19 protein-coding genes are annotated in these 23,808 nt (G+C 69.4%); 15 read left to right on the top strand and 4 right to left on the bottom strand.

Annotated elements, in window-relative coordinates; genetic code table 11:
- Positions 1-119 precede the first annotated feature (119 nt).
- The 8 genes from OG798_RS33820 (at position 120) to OG798_RS33785 (ending at position 10,973) form a co-directional block, all read left to right on the top strand.
- A complete protein-coding gene (locus OG798_RS33820; RefSeq protein ID WP_267062740.1) occupies positions 120-1,790 on the top strand; it encodes a fumarate hydratase in 1,671 nt (556 codons plus the stop codon).
- A 371-nt stretch (positions 1,791-2,161) separates the two neighbouring features.
- Positions 2,162-2,677, top strand: a complete 516-nt coding sequence (locus OG798_RS33815) for an SH3 domain-containing protein (protein ID WP_267062739.1) — start codon at positions 2,162-2,164, stop codon at positions 2,675-2,677.
- A gap of 325 nt (positions 2,678-3,002) precedes the next feature.
- Complete coding sequence (locus OG798_RS33810; RefSeq protein WP_095852782.1) at positions 3,003-3,779, top strand: helix-turn-helix domain-containing protein; 777 nt, start codon at positions 3,003-3,005, stop codon at positions 3,777-3,779.
- A 110-nt stretch (positions 3,780-3,889) separates the two neighbouring features.
- Complete coding sequence (locus OG798_RS33805) at positions 3,890-5,290, top strand: class II fumarate hydratase (RefSeq protein ID WP_328758171.1); 1,401 nt, start codon at positions 3,890-3,892, stop codon at positions 5,288-5,290.
- Positions 5,291-5,416: 126 nt separating this feature from the next.
- Positions 5,417-6,109 carry a cytidylyl-2-hydroxypropylphosphonate hydrolase gene (gene fomD, locus OG798_RS33800; RefSeq protein WP_179436447.1) on the top strand — a complete coding sequence of 231 codons (693 nt, stop codon included), beginning with the start codon at positions 5,417-5,419 and terminating at the stop codon, positions 6,107-6,109.
- Between the two features lie 319 nt (positions 6,110-6,428).
- A complete protein-coding gene (locus OG798_RS33795; protein WP_328758170.1) occupies positions 6,429-8,597 on the top strand; it encodes a SpoIIE family protein phosphatase in 2,169 nt (722 codons plus the stop codon).
- A 133-nt stretch (positions 8,598-8,730) separates the two neighbouring features.
- The gene (locus tag OG798_RS33790; RefSeq protein WP_097224881.1) at positions 8,731-10,194 is read left to right on the top strand and encodes a catalase; all 1,464 of its coding nucleotides are present in this window, start codon (positions 8,731-8,733) and stop codon (positions 10,192-10,194) included.
- Between the two features lie 113 nt (positions 10,195-10,307).
- Positions 10,308-10,973, top strand: coding sequence for a hypothetical protein (locus OG798_RS33785; RefSeq protein ID WP_328758169.1), 666 nt, complete (start codon positions 10,308-10,310; stop codon positions 10,971-10,973).
- A 12-nt stretch (positions 10,974-10,985) separates the two neighbouring features.
- On the opposite strand, the gene OG798_RS33780 is transcribed toward OG798_RS33785, so the two are convergent.
- Together OG798_RS33780 and OG798_RS33775 are read right to left on the bottom strand one after the other, a co-directional pair.
- Positions 10,986-11,435 carry a NucA/NucB deoxyribonuclease domain-containing protein gene (locus OG798_RS33780; RefSeq protein ID WP_328758168.1) on the bottom strand — a complete coding sequence of 150 codons (450 nt, stop codon included), beginning with the start codon at positions 11,433-11,435 and terminating at the stop codon, positions 10,986-10,988.
- A 146-nt stretch (positions 11,436-11,581) separates the two neighbouring features.
- Positions 11,582-13,882 (bottom strand): transglycosylase domain-containing protein, encoded by a 2,301-nt coding sequence (locus OG798_RS33775; protein ID WP_095852787.1) that lies wholly within the window; start codon positions 13,880-13,882, stop codon positions 11,582-11,584.
- Between the two features lie 360 nt (positions 13,883-14,242).
- Between OG798_RS33775 and OG798_RS33770 the strand changes: the two genes are divergently transcribed.
- From OG798_RS33770 to OG798_RS33750, 5 genes are all read left to right on the top strand, one after another.
- Positions 14,243-15,223: an SPFH domain-containing protein gene (locus OG798_RS33770; RefSeq protein ID WP_413253581.1), complete on the top strand. Its 981-nt coding sequence runs from the start codon at positions 14,243-14,245 to the stop codon at positions 15,221-15,223.
- Positions 15,220-15,489 carry a hypothetical protein gene (locus OG798_RS33765; protein ID WP_095852789.1) on the top strand — a complete coding sequence of 90 codons (270 nt, stop codon included), beginning with the start codon at positions 15,220-15,222 and terminating at the stop codon, positions 15,487-15,489. Before OG798_RS33770 ends, OG798_RS33765 begins: the two co-directional genes overlap by 4 nt.
- 511 nt (positions 15,490-16,000) lie before the next feature.
- Positions 16,001-16,525 (top strand): PadR family transcriptional regulator, encoded by a 525-nt coding sequence (locus OG798_RS33760; protein WP_067368291.1) that lies wholly within the window; start codon positions 16,001-16,003, stop codon positions 16,523-16,525.
- Positions 16,522-17,208, top strand: coding sequence for an ABC transporter ATP-binding protein (locus tag OG798_RS33755; RefSeq protein WP_095852792.1), 687 nt, complete (start codon positions 16,522-16,524; stop codon positions 17,206-17,208). Before OG798_RS33760 ends, OG798_RS33755 begins: the two co-directional genes overlap by 4 nt.
- Positions 17,205-19,553 (top strand): ABC transporter permease, encoded by a 2,349-nt coding sequence (locus OG798_RS33750; protein WP_183127178.1) that lies wholly within the window; start codon positions 17,205-17,207, stop codon positions 19,551-19,553. Before OG798_RS33755 ends, OG798_RS33750 begins: the two co-directional genes overlap by 4 nt.
- Positions 19,554-19,575: 22 nt before the next feature.
- Here OG798_RS33750 and OG798_RS33745 read toward each other — a convergent pair whose 3' ends face one another.
- Positions 19,576-20,550, bottom strand: coding sequence for a LysR substrate-binding domain-containing protein (locus tag OG798_RS33745; protein ID WP_261685660.1), 975 nt, complete (start codon positions 20,548-20,550; stop codon positions 19,576-19,578).
- A gap of 158 nt (positions 20,551-20,708) precedes the next feature.
- Here OG798_RS33745 and OG798_RS33740 point away from each other — a divergent pair, with 158 nt between their 5' ends.
- Positions 20,709-21,263 carry a peroxiredoxin gene (locus tag OG798_RS33740; protein ID WP_054235005.1) on the top strand — a complete coding sequence of 185 codons (555 nt, stop codon included), beginning with the start codon at positions 20,709-20,711 and terminating at the stop codon, positions 21,261-21,263.
- A gap of 6 nt (positions 21,264-21,269) precedes the next feature.
- The gene (locus OG798_RS33735; protein WP_060894603.1) at positions 21,270-21,803 is read left to right on the top strand and encodes an alkyl hydroperoxide reductase; all 534 of its coding nucleotides are present in this window, start codon (positions 21,270-21,272) and stop codon (positions 21,801-21,803) included.
- Positions 21,804-22,229: 426 nt separating this feature from the next.
- Here OG798_RS33735 and OG798_RS33730 read toward each other — a convergent pair whose 3' ends face one another.
- Positions 22,230-23,678 (bottom strand): AI-2E family transporter, encoded by a 1,449-nt coding sequence (locus OG798_RS33730; protein ID WP_328758166.1) that lies wholly within the window; start codon positions 23,676-23,678, stop codon positions 22,230-22,232.
- Between the last annotated feature and the right edge of the window lie 130 nt (positions 23,679-23,808).

The following is a 23,808-nucleotide window of genomic DNA, read 5'->3' as shown; positions in this document are numbered from 1 at the left end:
AACCGCCCCTTCGCGCCAACTGAGCCTTACCTCACAGACTCAGCGTCCGCGCCAGGTTCTACGCTGGTGGACGCTGCCAATGGAGGCATGCCGCTGTCTGTCGAGTGAGGAATGGGCTAGTGCCTGAGTTCGCGTACACCGATCTGCTCCCCCAGGGAGAGGACACCACCCCGTACCGGCTGGTGACCTCCGAGGGTGTCTCCACCTTCAAGGCCGACGGGCGCACCTTCCTCAAGGTCGAGCCGGAGGCGCTGCGCAAGCTCGCCGCGGAGGCCATCCACGACATCCAGCACTATCTGCGACCCGCGCACCTGGCGCAGCTGCGGCGCATCATCGACGACCCCGAGGCGTCCGGCAACGACAAGTTCGTCGCCCTGGACCTGCTGAAGAACGCGAACATCGCGGCCGCCGGCGTGCTGCCGATGTGCCAGGACACCGGCACCGCGATCGTCATGGGCAAGCGCGGGCAGAACGTGCTCACCGAGGGCGGCGACGAGGAGGCCCTCTCGCGTGGCATCTACGACGCGTACACCAAGCTGAACCTGCGCTACTCGCAGATGGCTCCGCTCACCATGTGGGAGGAGAAGAACACCGGGTCCAACCTTCCGGCGCAGATCGAGCTGTACGCGACCGACGGCGGCGCCTACAAGTTCCTGTTCATGGCCAAGGGCGGCGGTTCGGCGAACAAGAGCTTCCTGTACCAGGAGACGAAGGCCGTTCTGAACGAGGCCTCCATGATGAAGTTCCTGGAGGAGAAGATCCGTTCGCTGGGCACGGCCGCCTGCCCGCCGTACCACCTGGCGATCGTGGTCGGCGGCACGAGCGCCGAGTACGCCCTGAAGACCGCGAAGTACGCCTCCGCGCACTACCTGGACGAGATTCCGGCCGAGGGCTCGGAGCTCGGTCACGGCTTCCGGGACAAGGACCTGGAGCAGAAGGTCTTCGAGCTGACCCAGAAGATCGGCATCGGCGCGCAGTTCGGCGGCAAGTACTTCTGTCACGACGTGCGCGTGGTGCGTCTGCCGCGGCACGGCGCGTCCTGCCCCGTCGCGATCGCGGTGTCCTGCTCCGCCGACCGTCAGGCCGTCGCGAAGATCACCGCCGAGGGCGTGTTCCTGGAGCAGCTGGAGACCGACCCCGCGCGCTTCCTGCCGGAGACCACGGACGAGCACCTGGACTCCGCCGGGGACGACGTCGTCCGGATCGACCTGAACCAGCCGATGGACGACATCCTCGCCGAGCTGACGAAGTACCCGGTCAAGACCCGGCTCTCGCTCTCCGGCCCGCTCGTCGTGGCGCGCGACATCGCGCACGCCAAGATCAAGGAGCGGCTGGACGCGGGCGAGGAGATGCCGCAGTACCTGAAGGACCACCCGGTGTACTACGCCGGTCCGGCCAAGACCCCCGAGGGTTACGCGTCGGGGTCGTTCGGCCCCACCACCGCCGGCCGCATGGACTCCTACGTGGAGCAGTTCCAGGCCGCGGGCGGCTCCAAGGTGATGCTCGCGAAGGGCAACCGTTCCGCGCAGGTCACGGGCGCCTGTGACGCGCACGGCGGCTTCTACCTCGGCTCCATCGGCGGCCCCGCCGCGCGGCTCGCCCAGGACTGCATCAAGAAGGTCGAGGTCGTCGAGTACGAGGAGCTCGGCATGGAAGCCGTCTGGAAGATCGAGGTCGAGGACTTCCCGGCGTTCATCGTCGTCGACGACAAGGGCAACGACTTCTTCCAGGATCCCGCTCCGCAGCCGACGTTCACCTCGATCCCGGTTCGGGGCCCTGGGCTGGCGTAGCGCCCGCGGTGCGGCGGGGGGGGCGAGGATTTCGCCCCCGCCGCCCCTACCCGTCCCATCACCAGGGGCTCCGCCCCTTCGACCCCGCTGGGGCTGCCGCCCCAGACCCCGCTTCGGCCTGGACGGCCTCGTCCTCAAACGCCGGACGGGCTCAGTGGTGCCGTCCGACAAACAAATCAGACGACCGCACGTAGCGTCCCGGGACATCTGAGGCGGCTGTTCGCTGCCCGGACGCGTCCCGCCACGCCCCGATGCTGTCCCACTTCGTCCCAGGAACGAGTGGGACAGCATTTTTGTGAGCTTTGCCGGAAACCCTCCGTCATGACCGGATCACAGCCTGTGGTCCGCAGGTCATCTCGGAGGGAAATCCCATGATTGGTCGCACTTTGCGCAACGGGCTGGTGGCCGCGATCGCGGCTGTCGCCGTCTTCCCGGTGACAGCCGTCGCCTCCGCCGCCCCGGCCGCCCCGCACGTTCCCGGCCGGGGCGCCGCATCCTCGCCGGTCGCGTCGTCGAGCTGGTACCCGGCGTCCCCGCAGTCCTCGATCCCCGGCCTCCAGCGTGCCCCGCACACCCTGCCACTGGCCCCGAGGCACCACCACAAGCACTACGCGATCACCCACGCGCGCCACCACGCCCGGCACCACCTCACCCGGCACGTCCTGGGCCGGGTGACGACCCACCACATGCGTCTGCACGTCCGGTCCGGCCCGGGTACCGGCTACCGGATCGTCGGCTCACGGCGGGCCGGCCACGTGGTGACTCTCGTCTGCAAGAAGAGCGGTTCCTCCGTCATGGGCAACTCCCGCTGGTACAAGCTCGCCCACGGCCGGGGCTACGTCTCCGCCCACTACGTCCGCAACACCCGCGCCGTCCGCTGGTGCTGACGAACACCTCGCCGCTCGCCTCCTGACGTCCGGCGCCGGCCGGCGGGGCGCGGTCCGCCCCGCCGGTCGGTAGGACAAGTCGATCAGCCGACGACCCCACTCCCCTGACGAAACAGCAGGTCAACTCACCTTCATATTCGGTTCGCATTCGGGCGATCGGGGTGTGCCCGGGCACCTTGCGAGGGAACACATCAGGGCGGTCACCCCGGCAGGGCGAGGGAGCGAGAGGAAGAGCCACGTGAGGGTCAAGAGACAGCCGCTGCCCGACTCGTTGGACGAGACAGAACACAGCAAGACAGTACGTACAGGAACAGAACATATTGAAATGGAGGACATCGACGAGGAGCAGCTGCTGACGGAGCGGCTCCGGTGCCTCAAGCAGCGGACGGGGCTGAGTCTGGCCGCGCTGGCCTCCGTCACCCCGTTCAGCAAGTCGACCTGGCACCGCTACCTGAGCGGTGATCAGTTTCCGCCGCGCTCGGCGGTCGAGTCGCTCGGCCGCCTGGCGGACACCGACCCCGGTCCCCTTCTCTCCCTGTGGGACGCCGCGTCCCGGGCCCAGTCCAGGGCGGCGACCCCGCCCCTGGGGGCCCCGGTCCCACAGGCCGCGGTTCCGGACGCGCCGGTTCGGGGCCGGCGCGTCCGGGGGTCCAACCGGGCCGCCATCGCCCTCGCGGCGATGGCGGCCACGGTGGTGGTCACCGCGGGCGCCACCGACGTCCTCGACCCCGACCAGCCCGTGGCCCCCGCCGGCACCTTCTGCCGGGGCCACGGCTGCCAGGGGCAGTTCCCGACCTCCGAGGTCTGCGGCCGTGACGCGCGTACGGAGAGCACCGTCACGCGCGCCGGGCAGGTCGTGCTGCTGCGTTTCTCCCCCTCGTGCGCGACGGTCTGGTCGGAGGTCCGCACCAGGACCGGCGGGGCGCGGGAGATCTCGATCAGATCGGACCAGGACGAGCTGTCCGCCGCCTACCCGGGCGACCCCTCGGACGGCTACAGCAGCCCGATGCTGGCCGCGTCGAGCCCTCGCGGGGCGGAGGCCTGCGCCAAGGTCGGCGGGACGTCGGCGTGCACCGGCCCGCTCGGCGGCTCACGGAGCTGACTCCCCGGGAGAGCGGCTCACGGAGTTGAGTTCCCCGGGAGAAACGGGAGCCGCCTTGCCGGGAACACGGGGCACGTCCGCGATGCTGTCCCCACTGGAGGTGATCGTCGATGGCCGACGAACAGGCAGCCCCGTACCGGATCGAGCACGACTCCATGGGTGAGGTCAGGGTGCCCGCGGACGCGAAGTGGCGGGCCCAGACCCAACGGGCCGTGGAGAACTTCCCCATCTCGGGTCAGCGTCTGGAGCGCGCGCACATCGAGGCGCTGGCGCTGATCAAGGGCGCGGCAGCCAGGGTCAACGCGAAGCTGGGGGTGGTCGACAAGGACGTGGCCGAGGCCATCCAGGAGGCGGCGGCCGAGGTCGCCGAGGGTCGCTGGGACGCGCACTTCCCGGTGGACGTCTTCCAGACGGGTTCCGGAACGTCCTCCAACATGAACACCAACGAGGTCATCGCCACGCTCGCGACCGAGCGGCTCGGCAGGGACGTACACCCCAATGACCATGTGAACGCCTCGCAGTCGTCGAACGACGTGTTCCCGTCCTCGATCCACATCGCGGCCACCGCCGCCGTCACACGGGATCTCGTTCCGGCCCTGGACCACCTCGCGGCCGCCCTGGAGCGGAAGGCCGAGGAGTTCGCGGACGTCGTGAAGTCGGGGCGTACGCATCTCATGGACGCCACGCCGGTGACGCTCGGGCAGGAGTTCGGGGGGTACGCGGCGCAGGTGCGGTACGGCGTCGAGCGCCTCCGGGCCTCGCTGCCCCGGCTCGCCGAACTGCCGCTCGGTGGGACCGCCGTGGGCACCGGGATCAACACGCCGCCCGGGTTCTCCGCGGCCGTCATCGCGGAGGTGGCGCGGGCCACCGGGCTGCCGCTCACCGAGGCCCGTGACCACTTCGAGGCACAGGGCGCGCGGGACGGGATCGTCGAGACGAGCGGGCAGCTGCGGACCATCGCGGTCGGGCTGACGAAGATCGCCAACGATCTGCGGTGGATGGCGTCCGGTCCGCGCACCGGGCTGGCCGAGATCAGCCTGCCCGACCTCCAGCCCGGCTCCTCGATCATGCCCGGCAAGGTGAATCCCGTCATTCCCGAGGCGGTGCTGATGGTCGCTGCCCAGGTGATGGGCAACGACGCGACGGTCGCCGTCGCCGGGGCCGCCGGCAACTTCGAGCTGAACGTCATGCTTCCGGTCATCGCGAAGAACGTCCTGGAGTCGATCCGTCTCCTCGCCAACGTCTCGCGCCTGCTCGCCGACCGCACCGTCGACGGGATCGTCGCCCACCGCGAACGGGCCCGCGAGTACGCCGAGTCCTCGCCATCGGTCGTGACACCGCTCAACAAGTACATCGGCTACGAGGAGGCCGCCAAGGTGGCCAAGAAGGCACTGGCGGAACGCCGGACGATCCGCCAGGTCGTCCTGGATTCCGGGTACGTCGAGCGCGGTGACCTCACCCTGGAACAGCTGGACGAGGCGCTCGATGTCCTGAGGATGACGCATCCGTAAACGGTGTTCACCCCCCGGACGACCTTGGAAGCCATTGGGTGACGGCTTCGTTACGTCATTCGCTCCATGGCGCGAACCGTGACGCGCACCGCAGCGTCGTATGCCTGTGGCACCTAATATCTGGTCATGGCAGAGGGTGGAGCGGTGAGGCGAGTGGCGGCGGGCGGGTCGACGGTGTACTGGGCCCCCGGGAGTCACATTCTGTGGCGGTACCGGGAGAACGCCGGTGAGCACTTCCACATCTGCCGCCCCGTGACCGTCGTACGGGACGACGAGGAACTGCTCGCGGTGTGGATGGCACCCGGCACCGAGTGCGTGAAGCCCGTGCTCGCCGACGGTACACCGGTGCACGGAGAACCGCTGGAGTCCCGCTACACCAAGGCGCGAACGGTGCAGCGGGGCCGCTGGTTCGGCAACGGAGTGCTGAAGCTGGCGCGGCCCGGCGAGCCCTGGTCGGTGTGGCTGTTCTGGGAACCGGGCTGGCGGTTCAAGAACTGGTACGTGAACCTGGAGGCGCCGCTCGCCCGTTGGGAGGGCGGGGTCGACTCCGAGGATCACTTCCTGGACATCTCCGTGCACCCGGACCGCAGTTGGCACTGGCTCGACGAAGACGAGTTCGCACAGGCGCAACGGGCCGGATTGATGGATACTCAACTGGCCGCACAGGTAAGAGAGGCAGGGCACTGCGCGGTGGAGGTGATCCGTGCCTGGGGCGCGCCGTTCTCGGACGGCTGGCAGCACTGGCGCCCGGATCCCGCCTGGCCGGTTCCTTCCCTGCCGGACGACTGGGACCGTACGCCCGCGCACGTGTCCTCATGAGACCCTTGATGCGCCCCCGTGGTACAACCGTAGGATCGTCCTCCGCAAGGGCGCACAGCAGCAACTCCCGCAGCATGCGCTGGGCTTGACCATACGTCACCGAGGGGCGGCAGGACGTGAGCGAGGGGTACGAGGGCCACGGCGGTACGGTCGGCGGACGGCCCACCGGGCCGCACAGGGCGTTCGGCCCGACAACGGCGTTCACGTCGGCGACGGGCAGGCCCCGTTCTGACGACGCGCAGAATCCGTTCCCGGGACACACATTCCGGGTATCGGGGCTGCGGGACGAACTGCACGCACGGTGCGCAGCCCCGGACGGATGGATTCGACACGCGTGACGGAGCACCCCACCTCGCACGAGCGCCGCCAGAGCGGCGCCGCCCGGCCCTCCACCCCCGCGGACCCTCGCGGGGCGCTCCTGCGTACCCCGGAGCCGCAGCGCGCGCCCGGCGCCTTACCCGCACAACCCGCCCGCACCGGCGACGCCGCCCCCACCGGTTCCGCTCCGAGCACGCCCTACGGCCAGCACGGATCGTCCGCCACCCAGGCGTCGGCGAGCACCGACACACCGTCGCCCTCGGGCACCGGCGCGTCCACGCCGCCGCCCGCCTCTCCCGGCCCCGAGCACTCCCAGCCCTCGGCCAGCGAGCCCGACGCGCACCGCCCGCGCCCGGCTCCCGAGGGCATCCCGGCCCAGCCGGGCATGGAAGGCGACCGGCCGTCCGGGAACTCCACGGGCACGGACCGGCGTACCGGGCAGGGGCTGCCGCACGCGGGCCCGATGCCGATGCGGCGTGACGGGGACCGGCTGCGCTTCGTGGGCGCGGCGACCCGGCGGATCGCCCGCGGCATCGACCTGGACGAGATCGTCATGGGTCTGTGCCGGGCCACCGTGCCGACTTTCTCGGACGCGATCCTCGTCTATCTGCGCGACCCGCTGCCGGTCGGCGACGAGCGGCCCACCGGGCCCCTCGTGCTGCGGCTGCGGCGCACCGACCGGATCCCCGAGGAGCGCGACACCGAGAACGGCTTCATGCCCGCACTGCGGCCCGAGCCGAACGAACTTTCGGCGATGACGGCCGAGCTGTGCGAGGTGCGCCCCGGCGGCGCCCTCGCCGAGGTGCTGCGCGGCGTGCGCCCGGTCTTCGCGGACGCGCCCGCCGCCCGGGCCGCGCTGCCCGAGCTGCTCGGCGACGAGCTGATCGTGCCCACCGGCCAGCGCGCGATCCTCGCCCCGCTGCGCGGGCGGCGCCGGGTGATCGGCGCGGCGCTCTTCGTACGCCGCCCCGAGCGGATGGCGTTCGAGACCGACGATCTGCTGGTCGCGGCCCAGCTCGCCACGCACAGCGCGCTCGGCATCGACAAGGCGGTGCTCTACGGCCGCGAGGCCTACATCGCCGACGAGCTGCAGCGCACCATGCTGCCCGAGACGCTGCCGCGCCCCACCGGAGTGCGGCTGGCCTCGCGCTATCTGCCGGCCGCGGAGACCGCCCGGGTCGGCGGCGACTGGTACGACGCGATCCCGCTGCCGGGCAGCCGTGTCGCCCTCGTCGTCGGTGACGTCATGGGTCACTCGATGACCTCGGCCGCGATCATGGGCCAGCTGCGTACCACCGCGCAGACCCTCGCCGGGCTCGACCTGCCCCCGCAGGAGGTGCTGCACCACCTGGACGAGCAGGCCCAGCGCCTGGGCACCGACCGCATGGCGACCTGCCTGTACGCCGTCTACGACCCGGTCGCGCACCGGATCACCATCGCCAACGCGGGCCATCCGCCGCCGGTGCTGCTGCACCTGGGCGGCCGGGCCGAGGTGCTGCGGGTGCCGCCGGGCGCCCCCATCGGCGTAGGAGGAGTGGATTTCGAGGCGGTCGAGCTGGACGCGCCCGCCGGGGCGACGCTCCTGCTGTACACGGACGGCCTGGTCGAGTCGCGCCTCAGGGACGTGTGGACCGGCATAGAGCAGCTGCGCGAGAAGCTCGCCGCCACCGCGCAGCTCACCGGCCCGGACCATCCGCCGCCGCTGGAAGCGCTCTGCGACGAGGTGCTGGACATGCTCGGTCCGGGCGACCGGGACGACGACATCGCGCTGCTCGCCGCCCGCTTCGACGGGATCGCGCCGAGCGATGTGGCGTACTGGCATCTGGAGCCGGAGGACGCGGCCCCCGGACGGGCCCGGCGCCTGGCCCGCCGGGCGCTGTCCCGCTGGGGTATGGAGGACATGAGCGACTCCGTGGAGCTGCTCGTCAGCGAGGTCGTCACCAACGCCGTGCGCTATGCGTCACGACCGGTCACCCTCCGTCTGCTGCGCACGGACGTGCTGCGCTGCGAGGTGGGCGACGACGTGCCGCAGCTGCCCAGGCTGCGGCAGGCGCGCGCCACGGACGAGGGCGGGCGTGGCCTGTATCTGGTCAACAAACTGGCCAGACGGTGGGGCGCCACGCGCCTGAGCACCGGAAAGGTGGTCTGGTTCGAACTGAACCGGGGCTGAATGGACCGGGGGCCGAGGGGTACGCGATCCGCCTCGCCCCACGGCGGCCCGGTTGCCGACATCCTGTCGGCGGAGTTGACTGCTGAGGTGAGCGAAGCGATCTGAAGACTCTCTTCTTGACGGGAGGACGCTCGTGACGCAGGCACCCCAGAAGGCTCCGTACACCACGAACAACGTCGGCATTCCGGTGGAGAGCGACGAACACTCGCTGACCGTCGGCCGAGACGGCCCGATCCTGCTCCAGGACCACTACCTCATCGAGAAGATGGCCCAGTTCAACCGGGAGCGGGTCCCCGAGCGTGTGGTGCACGCCAAGGGCAGTGGCGCGTACGGATTCTTCGAAGTAACGAATGACGTCAGCCAGTTCACCAAGGCCGACCTTTTCCAGCCGGGCAAACGCACCGAGATGCTGGCCCGTTTCTCCACCGTGGCCGGCGAACAGGGTTCGCCCGACACCTGGCGCGACCCACGCGGCTTCGCGCTCAAGTTCTACACCGAGCAGGGCAACTACGACCTGGTAGGCAACAACACACCGATCTTCTTCGTCCGTGACACGATCAAGTTCCAGGACTTCATCCGCTCGCAGAAGCGCCGCCCCGACAACGGGCTGCGCGACAACGACATGCAGTGGGACTTCTGGACGCTCTCGCCCGAGTCGGCGCACCAGGTGACCTATCTGATGGGCGACCGGGGCATCCCGAAGACCTACCGCAACATGAACGGCTACGGCTCCCACACCTACATGTGGATCAACGGCGCCGGTGAGCGGTTCTGGGTGAAGTACCACTTCAAGACCGACCAGGGCATCGACTTCCTCACCCAGGCGGAGGCCGACGAGCTGGCCGGTACGGACCCGGATCTGCACCGCATGGACCTCTACAAGGCGATCGAGTCCGGGAACGCACCGAGCTGGAGCCTGAAGGTCCAGATCATGCCGTTCGAGGACGCGGCGGACTACCGCTTCAACCCCTTCGACCTGACCAAGGTCTGGCCGCACGGGGACTATCCGCTGATCGACGTCGGCCGGATGACCCTCGACAGGAACCCCGAGGACTACTTCATCCACATCGAGCAGGCCGCCTTCGAACCGTCCAACCTGGTCCCGGGCATCGGCCCGTCACCGGACAAGATGCTGCTCGGCCGGCTGTTCTCCTACCCCGACACACACCGGTACCGGATCGGCCCGAACTACGCCCAACTGCCGCCGAACCGGCCGCACGCCCCGGCGAACTCGTACGCCAAGGACGGCCCGATGCGCTACGAGCCGTCGCAGGCGGCGCGCCCGTACGCGCCCAACTCCTACGGCGGCCCCGCGGCCGACTTCTCCCGCTTCGGCGACCCGGCGAGCTGGGAGGCCACCGGCGAGCTGGTGCGCGAGGCCTACAAGCTGCACAGCGAGGACGACGACTGGGGCCAGCCGGGCACGATGGTCCGCCAGGTCCTCGACGACGCGGCCCGCGACCGCCTGGTCTCGAACGTCACCGGCCACCTGAAGGCCGACGTCTCCCGCCCGGTCCTGGACCGCGCCCTGCAGTACTGGCGCAACATCGACAAGGAACTGGGCGACCGGATCGCCCACGACGTCAACGGAGGCTGAACACCGGGACGTCCGGCGCGTGGCGCCCGAAGTGGAATCGAACCGACTCCACCTCGGGCGCCACGCGCTTGTGGTGTCGTAGGGGAGGCAGCATCCAGACGTGAGGACGAACCGTGCAGCTTCAAGACGTACTGAACCGTCTCGACCGGTGGCTGGAAGTCAACGCGTCGGATGATTTCGGCACGTTGAACCCGCCCGCGACGGCGTCGGAAATCGATGCGATCGCCGAGGACAGGTTCTCGCTCGTCCCCGAGATCCGGACGTGGCTGGATCATCACAACGGCGTGTCGACCCACTTCCGGCACAGCGGCCCCGGCGGCTTCATTCCGGGCGGCCACTATCCGGTCGACGCCGAGCGCATGCTGCTCGGCCAGCGGGACATGGAGCAGGACGTGGCGTGGAGCCAGGAGGACGACAACGCCGACTTCGTCGTGGGCCGGACGGCTCATGTGAAATGGGTGCCCCTCAGCAGTACGCACGTCGGCACGCAGCTGATCGTCGACCATCGCGAGGGGCCGACGTACGGCGCCGTCCTGGAGATCGACCAGGATCTGGAACTGTGGGGGGGTCGTGCGCTGCAAGAGCCTGTCCGAGATGTTCCAGGAGACACTCGAATCCCTGGAGACCGGACGGCCCGTCGTCACGGCGATCGGCAGGGAGATCCGTCCCGAGACGGTCCGCGAGTCGGACGGTACGAGCAGCGTCGTCTGGACGTGACGCGGGAGGGCCCACCGTGGGGGACCGGCCGTACCGGCGGCCCCCCACGTCCGTCGCCCTAGAAGGGCGGTGATTCAGGGACGGATGACGCAGACGTCATCGGGATTGCATCCCTCCATCTGCGGAACCTCCATGTAGAACGCCCCGCCGTTCTGCACCCGTGCCTTCGTGAAGAAGCCCGACAGTCCCGGGCCTCTTCCCGCGTCTCCGTTCTGCTTGCCCGGCATGGAAGCACGCCCGCAGATCTCCTTCCACGTGGGCGGGTCGTACCCGTCGTCGTCGAAGAGGCGCCAGGTGCCGTCGTCCTGCTTCTGCGCGAAGAGCTGCGCGCAGATCCCTCCGTTGACGACCGGTGTGGGTATTCCCCCGCTCTCCTGGGTGGCGGCGAAGGGGAACTCGTCGCACTGCACTCCCTGGGTGTCCCCGGTGGCGTCCGGGTGGGCCGTCCACTTGCCGACGCCGGTTTTGTTGCAGATCGTGTTGCGGTTGTGTTCCTGCTGAACCTTGTCCGTCATGCGGTGCATCGGTTTGTTGTACTTCTTGCTGCCCGGATGATCCACCAGATATACGCGATCATCTCGACCATGAGCATTCGGCGGTTGACACGAGAAGGGCGCCCGGTGGGTCACCGGGCGCCCTTCTCCTTTGGCCCTGGCGGGCCTTTTGACGGTTACTGCTGGTTGTTCGGGTTGAACGGGTCCTCTGGTGTGATCTCGTCGGTCGGGGTCTCCGCCGGAGTGGTCGGGGGCGTCGTCGCCGGGGTGGTCGGGGGCTCGGACGTCGGGGTCGGCGGCGCGCTGGTGGTGGGCGGCTCGCTCGTCGGCGGCTCGGTGGTCGGGGTCTGCGACGGCGTCTCGCTCGGCGTCTCGCTGAGCGTCGGCGTGGTGGTGGGCTCCATCGCCGCGCCCTGGGTGGTGTCCAGGTCGAAGGTGGTGACGCTGCCCATCGCGTTGAAGGTGTACGCCGCCCAAATCTGGGCCGGGAAGCCGCCGCCGTTGACACGGCCGCCGCCCGCGGCGCCCTTCAGGGAGACCTGCGTACCCTGCTTGACCACCTTGCCGGCGCTGTCCTTGCGGTCCTTGGGGACCTCTCCGAACAGACCGACCGAGGTGACCAGGTTCGGCGTGTACCCGGTGAACCAGGCCGACTTGTTGTTGTCGGACGTACCCGTCTTGCCGGCGACCTGCTGGTCGTTGCGGTCGACCGCCTGGGCCACCGAGACCTGGGCCGTACCGTCGTTGACCACGCCGGTGAGCACCGAGGTGACCGTATCGGCCGCCCGGGGGCTGATGACCTGGTCGCCGATCGGGTTCGGGAAGTCGACCCGGCTGTCCTTGTGCTCGGCCGAGGCGACGACGGCCGGGGTGACCTTGCGACCGTGATTGTCGAGGGTCGCGTAGATCCCCGCCATCTCCAGCGGGCTCGCGCCCATGGTGCCGAGGGTCTGCGCGGGCACCGCCTGCACGCCCTTGGTGTCCATGCCGAGCTTGCCGGCGACCTTGAGGACCTCGTCCATGCCGACGTCGACGCCCATCTGCGCGAAGACGGAGTTGATGGACTTGTTCATCGCGGTCTGGACGGTGACGTCGCCGTAGTTCTGGTCGTCCTCGTTGGGCGGCGCGAAGCCGATGCTGCTGCCCTCGACGGAGCGACCGCTGGTGCCGTCGTAGACCGTGTCCGCCGTGATGTCCTGGCCGTCCTGCGTCTTGGCCTGCTCCTCCAGGGCCGCCGCGAAGATCAGCGGCTTGAAGGTGGAGGCGGGCTGGTAGTCGGGGCGGGTCGCGTTGTTCACGTAGTGCTTGAAGTAGTCCTCGCCGCCGTACATCGCCACGACCTTGCCGGTCTTGGGGTCGACGGACGCGGCACCGGCCTCGACATCACCGTCGACCCTGCGCTTCTTGGCGTCGAGCTTGCCGGTGAGCTTCGTCTTGACGGCGACTTCCAGCTGCGTCTGCTTCTTCTTGTCGATGTTGAGCGTGATCGTCCAGCCGCCCGCGTCGACCAGCGCCTTGGCGTCCTCGTAGTTGGCGGCGGCACCCTTGGCCACCAGCCGGTGGGCCAGCGCGCTGTTGGCCGCGTCCACCAGATAGCCGGTCTGGCCCTCCATGCCGGGCACGCCCTTGGGGTCCTGCGGGACCGGGAACTTCATGGTCGCGCGCTTGGCGGCGGGCAGCCAGCCCTCCTCGACCATGTTGTTGAGGGTGTAGTTCCAGCGGGCCGTGACCAGCCGCTTGCCGGTGGCCGTGGCAACACCCCAGTCGTACTGGCTCGGGGCCTGGAGCAGCGAGGCGAGGTACGCGCCCTGCTCGACCGTGAGCTCGCTCGCGTCCTTGCCGTAGTACGCCTGGGCCGCCGCCTGGATGCCATAGGAGTTGCGGCCGTAGTAGCTGGTGTTGATGTAGCCCGCGAGGATGTCGTCCTTGGTCTGCTGACGGTCCACCTTCAGCGCGATGACCAGTTCCTTCAGCTTGCGCGTGACGGTCTGGTCCTGGGTGAGGTAGAAGTTCTTGACGTACTGCTGGGTGATCGTCGAACCACCCTGCTTGCCCTTGCCGGACAGGGTGTTGATCAGACCGCGGGCCGTGCCCTTGAGGTCGACGCCGGCGTCCTTGTAGAAGGACTTGTTCTCCGCGGCGACGAAGGTCTTCTGGACGTCCTTGGGCACCTTGTCCAGGCCGACGATCTCGCGGTTGACCTTGCCGGTTCGGGCGAGCGTGCTGCCGTCGCTGTACTGGTAGATGTTGCTCTGCTGCGTGGCGGCCGCATTGCCCTGGGGTATGGACACCACCATGTAGAGCACGACGAAGGCGCCCATGCCGAGCAGACAGAATCCCAGGAAGGTGCCGAGGATCGTCTTCCAGTTCACGAACCGGCGTATGCCGGTGCGGCGGGGCTTTCCTCCGGACGAGGGCATGGCCGCCGCGCGGCGGCCACCGTGCTGCCGCGCTCGTCTCTCTTCCGCTCGTCCCATGGCTGCGTCCGCTCCGCTCGCTCTCGTGTCGCGCTCTCTTGTACGCGTGTCCTGCCGCGTTCACTCACGCGCTCGGGTGTCGCGTTCGTGTTCGCGCGTCACACAGGTTCGCCGCTGAGGTCAGCTCAGCAAACTAACACCACGCGCTATGACAAAGGGCTGTCGATCCGGTCTTTTGCGGACGTGACAATCAGCACGTACCACTCAGGACATCGCATCCGCCCCATCTCAATCGACGTGCGGGAGGGGTGGAAGGTTGTCGTGCCGGGTAAAGTGATATCACTTAGATAGGCCTGGATGGCCATGGGCGGGCGGGGGTCATACGGGCTTCCGCCGTACGTACGACAACGGGGGGCACCCATGCCGGAACACGACTCCACTCCCAACGGCTCGACTTCCGGCGACTCGATTCCCGGCGACGCCTCGGCTCTCGCGGATGTGCCGCGGATGCCCGATCCGCGGGTACGGGAGTTCGTCGCGCACAGCATCGGCGGCGGGCTCGCGCTGCTGCTCGGGCTGGTCGGGCTGCTGCTCGGCGCCGGCATGATCGCGGCCGCCACGACGGTCGCCGCCGGCGGGGCCAAGGCCGCGCTGATCGTCCCCGGCATCCTGATCGGCCTCGCCGCGTTCATCGCGATGTGCGGGCTGAACACGGTGGCGCCCGGTGAGGCGCGGGTCGTCCAGCTCTTCGGGCGGTACCGGGGGACGATCCGCCAGGACGGGCTGCGCTGGGTGAACCCCTTCACCTCCCGCACCAAGATCTCGACCCGGGTCCGCAACCACGAGACCGCCGTCCTCAAGGTCAACGACGCCTACGGCAACCCGATAGAGCTCGCCGCGGTCGTGGTCTGGAGGGTCGAGGACACCGCGCAGGCCACCTTCGAGGTCGACGACTTCCTGGAGTTCGTCGCCACACAGACCGAGGCGGCCGTACGGCACATCGCGATCGAGTACCCCTACGACGCCCACGAAGCGGACGGTCTCTCGCTGCGCGGCAACGCCGAGGAGATCACCGAGAAGCTCGCCGTCGAACTGCACGCGCGGGTGGAGGCGGCCGGGGTCTCGATCATCGAGTCGCGCTTCACGCATCTCGCGTACGCTCCCGAGATCGCCTCCGCGATGCTTCAGCGCCAGCAGGCCGGGGCGGTGGTCGCGGCGCGGCGGGAGATCGTGGACGGGGCGGTCGGGATGGTCGAGGCCGCGCTCGCCCGGATCGCCGAGCGGGACATTGTGGAGCTGGACCCCGAGCGGAAGGCGGCGATGGTGTCGAACCTGTTGGTGGTGCTGTGCGGCGACCGGGCTCCGCAGCCCGTCCTGAACACGGGGTCCCTCTACCAGTGACGGATCCCTCCGGGGGGTCGGTCCCCGAGCGTCGGCCACAGCCGCGGCAGCCGCAGCAGCGCAAGCAGGTTCTGCTGCGGCTGGATCCGCTTGTCCATGAAGCGCTGGCTCGGTGGGCGACGGATGAGCTGCGCTCGGCCAACGCGCAGATCGAGTATCTGTTGCGGCGGGCGCTTGCGGAGGCGGGGCGGTTGCCGGGTGGGGCGGGGCCGATTCCTCGACGGGGACGTCCGTCCGCGTCCGCGACGGACGCGGCGGAGGAGTAGTCACCGCCGGGTTCCTCTCCCCGCCGCGCCCGCCTGTCTGCTGCGTGCGGGTGAGTGGGGGCTGATCGCGCAGTTCCCCGCGCCCCTGAAAGCCGGGGGTCGCTCGTCGGCTGCAGGCCGGTGGGGGCTGATCGCGCAGTTCCCCGCGCCCCTAAAGGCCGGGGGTCGCTCGTCGGCTGCGAGCCGGTGGGGGGCGGTCGCGCAGTTCCTCGTGCCCCTGGAAGCTTCGGATCGTCCGGCGTTCCAGGATGAGGCCGGAGGCCGTTCACCTACCCACCCCGGGCCGCATCTTTCAGCCCGTCCGGCGTTTGAGGACGAGGCCGTTCAGGCCGATAGCGGGGGTCTGGGGGCGCAGCCCCCTGGGATGGGACGGGTAGGGGCGGCGGGGGCGAGGGAATCGTGGTGACGGAACCGTGACAATCGGGCGTGACCTGCACGGACGTAGGGTCCACCATGATCTATTCGCGGTGTGTATACGTGCCGTGTATACGCCGTGTGTAGAGTGCTCGGCATGTCCATCGGTCACACCCTCCTAGGACTCCTGGAGTCCGGGCCCCGCCACGGATACGACCTGAAGCGGGCCTTCGACGAGAAGTTCGGTCACGACCGGCCGCTGCACTACGGCCAGGTCTACTCGACGATGTCGCGGCTGCTCAAGCACGGACTCGTCGAGGTCGACGGGATAGAGGCGGGCGGCGGCCCGGAGCGGAAGCGGTACGCGATCACCGACGCCGGGATCACCGACGTACAGCAGTGGCTCGCGACGCCGGAGAAGCCCGAGCCGTATCTGCAGTCGACCCTCTACACGAAGGTCGTCCTCGCGCTGCTCACCCACCGCGACGCGTCCGAGATCCTCGACACGCAGCGGTCCGAGCACCTGCGGATGATGCGCATCCTGACGGACCGCAAGCGCAAGGGCGACCTCGCCGACCAGCTGATCTGCGACCATGCCCTCTTCCACCTGGAGGCCGACCTGCGGTGGCTGGAGCTCACCGCCGCGCGCCTCGAAAAACTCGCCGAGGCGGTAACCCGATGACCCCCGCAGGCTCCCTGCTCACGGCCCACGACCTGCGCAAGGCGTACGGCCCCACCAACGCCCTCGACGGCGCCGAGTTCTCCATCCACCCGGGCGAGGTCGTCGCCGTGATGGGCCCCTCCGGCTCCGGCAAGTCGACCCTCCTGCACTGCCTGGCCGGCATCGTGACACCGGACTCCGGGTCCATCGTCTACAACGGCCAGGAGATGGCGACCATGAACGACGCCCAGCGCAGCGCGCTGCGGCGCAGCGAGTTCGGGTTCGTGTTCCAGTTCGGGCAGCTCGTTCCCGAACTGACCTGCGTCGAGAACGTCGCCCTCCCGCTACGGCTCAACGGCACCGGGCGCAAGGAGGCCGAGCGAACCGCCCTGTCCTGGATGGAACGTCTGGAGGTCGACGACCTCAAGGGCAAGCGCCCGGGCGAGATATCCGGCGGCCAGGGACAGCGGGTCGCCGTCGCCCGGGCACTGGTCACCAGCCCGCGCGTACTCTTCGCGGACGAGCCCACCGGAGCACTCGACTCCTTCAACGGCGAACGCGTGATGGATCTGCTCACCGAGGCGGCCCGCTCGACCAACGCCGCCGTCGTCCTCGTCACGCACGAGGCACGGGTGGCCGCCTACTCGGACCGCGAGATCGTCGTACGCGACGGAAAGTCCCGAGACATGGAGCGGATCGTATGAGCGCCGCTCCCAGCGTCCGGCAGTGGTCCAGAGACCTGGCCATGGGCGCCAAGTTCGCCTTCACCGGCGGACGCGAGGGCTGGATGCGTGCGGTCCTCACGGCCGTCGGGGTCGGGCTCGGCGTCGCGCTGCTGCTGCTCACCACGGCGCTGCCGAGTGCGCTCCAGGCCCGCAGCGACCGCGAGAAGGCCCGTACGGACATCACGTTCACCGATGTGGGCATACCCAAGGCGTCCGATCGGACCCTTCTCGTCGCGGCCGTCGACGACACCTACCGCGACAAGGACATCCGCGGACGCGAGGTGCAACCCGAGGGGGCCCGGGCGCCGCTGCCGCCGGGGGTGAAGAAGATCCCGGCGCCGGGCGAGATGGTGGTCTCCCCCGCGCTGGCGGACCTGCTGAAGTCCGACAGCGGGAAACTGCTGCGCGAGCGGCTGCCCTACCGCACCATCGGCACCATCGGGGAGCCCGGTCTCGTCGGCGCGAGCGAACTCAGCTTCTACGCGGGCGCCGACAACCTCGCCCCGAGGATCGACGGCTCCAGAGTGACCCGTATCGACCACTTCGGGGAGCCCCTCGGACCGCCCGACAAACTGGACCCGGTACTCCTCCTCCTGATCATCGTCGTCTTCGTGGTGCTGCTGCTGCCGGTCGGTGTCTTCATCGCCGCGGCCGTGCGCTTCGGCGGCGAGCGGCGCGACCGGCGGCTCGCGGCACTGCGCCTGGTCGGCTCCGACAGCCGGATGACCCGGCGGATCGCCGCGGGCGAGGCGCTCTCGGGCGCCGTCCTCGGGCTGGCCTTCGGCACGGTCTTCTTCCTGCTGGCCCGTCAACTGGCGGGATCCGTCGAGATCTTCGGCAAGAGCGTGTTCCCGAGCTATCTGAACCCCACGCCCGCACTGGCCGCCCTGGTCGCCGTCGCGGTGCCCGCGGCCGCGGTCCTCGTCACCCTGCTCGCACTGCGCGGGGTCGTCATCGAGCCGCTCGGAGTGGTCCGTGCGGCCAAGCCCGCGCGGCGCCGGCTGTGGTGGCGACTGCTGCTGCCGATCGGCGGACTCGCGATGCTCTACCCGATGATCGGCAAGGGCAACTCCAACGGAAACTTCAACCAGTACCTGGTGATCGGCGGTGTCCTGCTGCTCCTGATCGGCGTCACGGCGCTGCTGCCCTGGATCGTCGAAACGGTCGTCGCCCGGCTCGGATCCGGCTCGGTGTCCTGGCAACTCGCCATCCGCAGACTCCAGTTGAGCAGCGGTACGGCGGCCCGCATGGTCAACGGCATCGCGGTCGCGGTGGCCGGCGCCATCGCCCTGCAAATGCTGTTCGCCGGGGTCGAGGGCGACTACACCAAGGACACGTCGAACGACCTCCAGCGGGCGCAGATGCAGATCCGCCTCCCGTACGACGTCCCGCTCGACCAGGCCCGCGAGCAGCTCGCGCGGACCAAGGGCGTACGACAGGTCACCGCGATCGGCTCCGGTTCGCTGGGCGACCGGAAGCAGGACCCCAACACGTCCACGACCGCGACCGTCGGCAACTGCGCGTCGCTGCGCGAGGTGGCCACGCTGCCGACGTGCCGCGACGGCGACGTCTTCCTCGTCAAGGGCCCCGACAGCGACCTGGACGCGGCGAAGCTCGCCAAGCCCGGCCGAACCCTCTACATGGACCCCTCCTACGCCGAGAGCTACAGGGGCAGGCAGGCCGCCTGGACCGTGCCGCAGGACATCAAGGCAGCCCGGATCCGCACGGATGCGACGAACGGTCTGACCGGCGGCATCCTGTTCACCCCGAGCGCACTGCCGGCCGGGGCCGCACAGACGATCGAGGGCAACGCCTACCTGCAGATCGACCAGTCGACACCGGACGTCTACGACATCGTTCGCAACACCACGGCGAAGCTCAGCCCGCTGGCCCACGCCTGGACCTGGGCGTCGACCGAGCAGGACAACCGCTACACCTCCATCCGCACCGGCCTGTCCGTCGGCGCGGCCTGCGTCCTGTTCCTGATCGGCGCGAGCCTGCTGGTCTCCCAGCTGGAACAGCTGCGCGAGCGAAAGAAGCTGCTCTCCGTCCTGGTCGCCTTCGGCACTCGACGCCGCACGCTGAGCCTGTCGGTGCTCTGGCAGACCGCGATCCCGATCGCGCTGGGTCTGTTGCTCGCTTCCGTGGTCGGCGTGACCCTGGGCGTGGTCCTGCAGAAGATGACGAGCGTCTCGGTGCGCGTGGACTGGCCGAGCCTGCTGTCGATGACCGGCATCGGCGCGGGAGTCGTCCTGCTGGTGACCGCACTCAGCCTGCCGCCGCTGCTGCGGCTGATGCGACCGGACGGCCTGCGTACCGAGTGACGGGGCCCGTGGTCCGGGGCGCTCAGGCGTCCCGGTCCCACACCCGTACCGGCAGTGGCCGCAGCGCTTCTCGGAGCGCTGCGGCCAGTTCTTCGTACTCGCCGCCGCGCGCGGCCCCGGCGCGCATCGCCAGCGCGATCCGCCGGGTCGGCGCCGGGTCCGCGAAGTAGCCGGTGAGGAGCTGGTTGCTGCGGGTCGTCTCGACCTTGACGGCGGTGCGCGGCAGCAGGGTGCAGCCGAGGCCGCCGGCGACGAGCTGGACCAGGGTGGACAGGCCCGCAGCCGTGGTGGTGACCGGCGCGTCCTCCCGGCCCGCCTCGCGGCAGATGTCGAGGGCCTGGTCGCGCAGACAGTGCCCCTCGTCGAGCAGCAGCAGGTTGAGCTCGCGCAGGGCTTCGCGGGGGATTCCCTCCCGGCCGCCGAGTGCGTGGTCGAGCGGGGTGACGAGCACGAAGTCCTCGTCGAACAGCGGGAGTTCGGTCATACCGGGCACACCGAGGGGGACGGCGAGCAGCAGCAGGTCGAGACGGCCGGAGGTCAGCCCGTCGAGGAGGTTGGCGGTCTGCTCCTCGTGGACCTGGAGGTCGAGGTCCGGGTAGCGGTCGTGGACCAGGTTGAGGACGGTGGGCAGGAGGTAGGGCGCGACGGTGGGGATGACGCCGAGGCGCAGCGCCCCGGTGAACGGCGCCCGTACCGCCTCCGCCTCCTCCATGAGCGCGCCGACCTCGGCCAGTACCGCCTTCGCGCGTACGGCGAGACGCTCGCCGGCGGGTGAGAGCAGCACCTTGCGGGTCGTACGCTCCAGGAGGGTCACGCCGAGCGTCTCCTCCAGGACGGATACCGCGCCCGACAGCGCGGGCTGGCTCATGCCGATCGCGGCGGCCGCGTCACGGAAGTGCAGGTGCTCGGCCACGGCGGCGAAGGCGCGCAGCTGGGCGAGGCTCGGCTGACGGCGCCCGTTCCCCTTGGAGCCTGCGTTGCCCATCGGGCTGGCCATGGCCGTACCTCTTACTCATAGTCACTGATAGTTTCAGTCGATCAACACGACCGAGTGTAGCTATTTCCGTAATCAATGCAGCGTGTGCCAACATCAAGTTCGTCCAACCCCTGGGAAACGCCCCCAAAAAGGGTTTTTCCTCGCTGCAAGGAGAGCGTGTGCTCACTGTCGGTGACAAGTTCCCCGAGTTCGATCTGACCGCCTGTGTCTCGCTGGAGAAGGGCGAGGAGTTCCAGCAGATCAACCACAAGACCTACGAGGGTCAGTGGAAGGTGATCTTCGCATGGCCCAAGGACTTCACCTTCGTGTGCCCGACCGAGATCGCGGCCTTCGGCAAGCTGAACGACGAGTTCGCCGACCGTGACGCTCAGGTGCTCGGCTTCTCCGGCGACTCCGAGTTCGTGCACCACGCCTGGCGCAAGGACCACGACGACCTGCGTGACCTGCCCTTCCCGATGATGGCCGACTCGAAGCACGAGCTCATGCGGGACCTCGGCATCGAGGGCGAGGACGGCTTCGCCAAGCGTGCGGTGTTCATCGTCGACCAGAACAACGAGATCCAGTTCTCCATGGTGACCGCCGGTTCCGTCGGCCGTAACCCCAAGGAGGTCCTCCGGGTCCTCGACGCGCTCCAGACGGACGAGCTCTGCCCGTGCAACTGGACCAAGGGCGAGAACACCCTCGACCCGGTGGCGCTCCTGGCGGGTGAGTAACCCTCCATGTCCCTCGACGAACTGAAGTCCGCCCTGCCGGACTACGCGAAGGACCTACGTCTCAACCTCGGCTCGGTCATCGGCAACTCGGACCTTCCGCAGCAGCAGCTGTGGGGGACGGTGCTGGCGTGCGCGATCGCGGCGCGGTCGCCGCGGGTGCTGCGGGAGCTGGAGCCGGAGGCGAAGGCTCAGCTGTCGCCGGAGGCGTACACCGCCGCCAAGTCGGCTGCCGCGATCATGGCGATGAACAACGTCTTCTACCGCACGCGGCACCTGCTGTCGGACCCCGAGTACGGGACCCTGCGGGCCGGTCTGCGGATGAACGTCATCGGCAACCCCGGTGTCGAGAAGGTCGACTTCGAGCTGTGGTCGTTGGCGGTGTCCGCGGTGAACGGCTGCGGGCAGTGTCTTGACTCCCATGAGCAGGTGCTCCGCAAGGCGGGCGTCGACCGGGAGACGATCCAGGAGGCGTTCAAGATCGCTTCCGTGATCCAGGCGGTCGCCACGACCCTGGACGCCGAAGCCGTTCTCGCGGAGTAACCTCCGCGTCTTCTCTCAGGCCCCGTTCACCCTGGCCGGGTGGACGGGGCCTCGGCTTCCCCCGGGGGCTCCGCCCCCAGACCCCGGGTGGGTTCTTCGGCTGCGGGTCCGGTGGGGGCTGGTCGCGCAGTTCCCCGCGCCCCTAAAAGCCTGGGGCGCCGGGGCCCAGCCCCGTGCCCCAGGGGGGCGGTGAACTGCGCGCCAAGCCCCGCCTCACCCGCAGCCAAACGAATCCGGTGGCCGGGGGATACGGGGCGAAGCCCCGCCTCAGGGGCGCGGGGAACTGCGCGATCAACCCCCACCGGCCCGCGGACAAACGAATCCGGGTGGCCGGGGATGCGGGGCGAAGCCCCGCCTCAGGGGCGCGGGGAACTGCGCGATCAACCCCCACCGGCCCGCGGACAAGGACCCGCCCGGGGGGAATCGTCACGGAGATGGGGGGCGTACCGGGGCCACATCCAGCGCTGTGGCGCCCCGCGGCTCCGGCGCGTGCCGGAGTGCCGGCTCGCGGGAGTACGAACGCAGGTATCCCACCACCGTGTTGGTGACCGCCACCAGCGGCACCGCCACCACGGCCCCGCCGATCCCGGCGACCAGCCCACCCGCCGCGACGGACAGCACCACCGCCAGCGGATGCACCCGCACGGCCCGCCCCAGAATGAACGGCTGGAGGATGTGGCCCTCGATCTGCTGGACCGCGAGCACGACGAGCAACGTCATCAGCGCGGTGAACACACCCTGCGTCACCACCGCGACCACCACCGCCAACGCCCCCGACACCACCGCGCCCACCAGCGGAATGAACGCGAAGAGGAAGATGAAGACGGCGAGGGGCACGGCCATGGGGACGTTCAGGAAGTAGATGCCGAGGCCGATGAAGATCGCGTCGATCAGAGCCACTATCACCGTGCCGCGCACATAGGCCGTCAGGGTCCGCCACGCACGGGGCCCCGCTCCGGCCACCCCCGGTCGCGCCGCCGCCGGCACCAGCTTCAGCGTCCACTCCCAGATCCGCTTGCCGTCGTAGAGAAGGAAGAGCGTCGAGAACATCGTCAGGAGGATGCCGGTCAGGGCTTCCACTATGACCGTCACGCCCTCCAGCCCCGCCGACGTGATCTGGTCCGTGTTCGCACCGATCGCCTCCCGCAGGTTCTTGGCGATCTCGTTGATCTGCTTGTCCGTCACATGGAACGGGCTGTTGAGGAGCCACTTGCGCAACTCGTCGATGCCGTCCTGGATCTGGTTCGAGAGGTTGTCGATGTTCTCCTGGACCTGCCAGACCACGAACCAGCCGACCAGCCCCATGATGACGAAGCCGAGGATCGCGGTGAGCGCGGTGGCGAGGCCCCTGGGGAATCCCAGTCGCTTCAGGCGCGCCACGGTGGGCTGAAGGAGCGCGGTGATGAGCAGCGCGGCGACGAAGGCCAGTACGACCAGTTGTACGGCGCTGATCACCCGCATCAACACCCAGAGCGTGCCCGCGAGAACGAGCAGCCGCCAGCCGGTCTCGGCCGCGACCCGTACGCCCCACGGCACGGCCAGGACGGGATCGGGCCGGGTGTCCGTCTCCGGCCCACGGGTGTAGTGGGGGACGGGAGCGGGGGCGGAAACGGCGGAGGGCTCCGCATCGGAATCGGATCCGGGTGCACGTTCGGGGGTGGATTCGGGAGCGGCGTCGGCAGGGGGCGCGGAAGGCTTCGCGTCCGTCCGTACCGTCGTCGTGGAGCCGCGCGGCGACCGGTCGTCGGTCTCCTCGATCAGGTCGAGCGAGCCCCCCGACTCCTTCTCCACCTCGGCGCGGCGCTCGTCCAACCGCGCACCCAGCTCGGTCAGCCCGGCGCCGAGCCGGCCGAGCAACCCTGGCACTCTCGACATGATCCGTCCTTTTCCCCCGCTACTCCCCACCACTCCCCCCTGGAGTCGTCGGTTCCGACCGTACATGGCCGAAGCCCCTCACCCTAGGACGGGGAGGGGCTTCGAAAGGTTGAGCGGCCGAAGGTGACGA

It is taken from the genome of Streptomyces sp. NBC_00271, assembly GCF_036178845.1.
In the GTDB taxonomy this organism is placed as follows: Bacteria; Actinomycetota; Actinomycetes; order Streptomycetales; family Streptomycetaceae; genus Streptomyces.
Note: the sequence above shows the minus strand (reverse complement) of the source record. Positions and strands in the feature narration are given on the sequence as shown.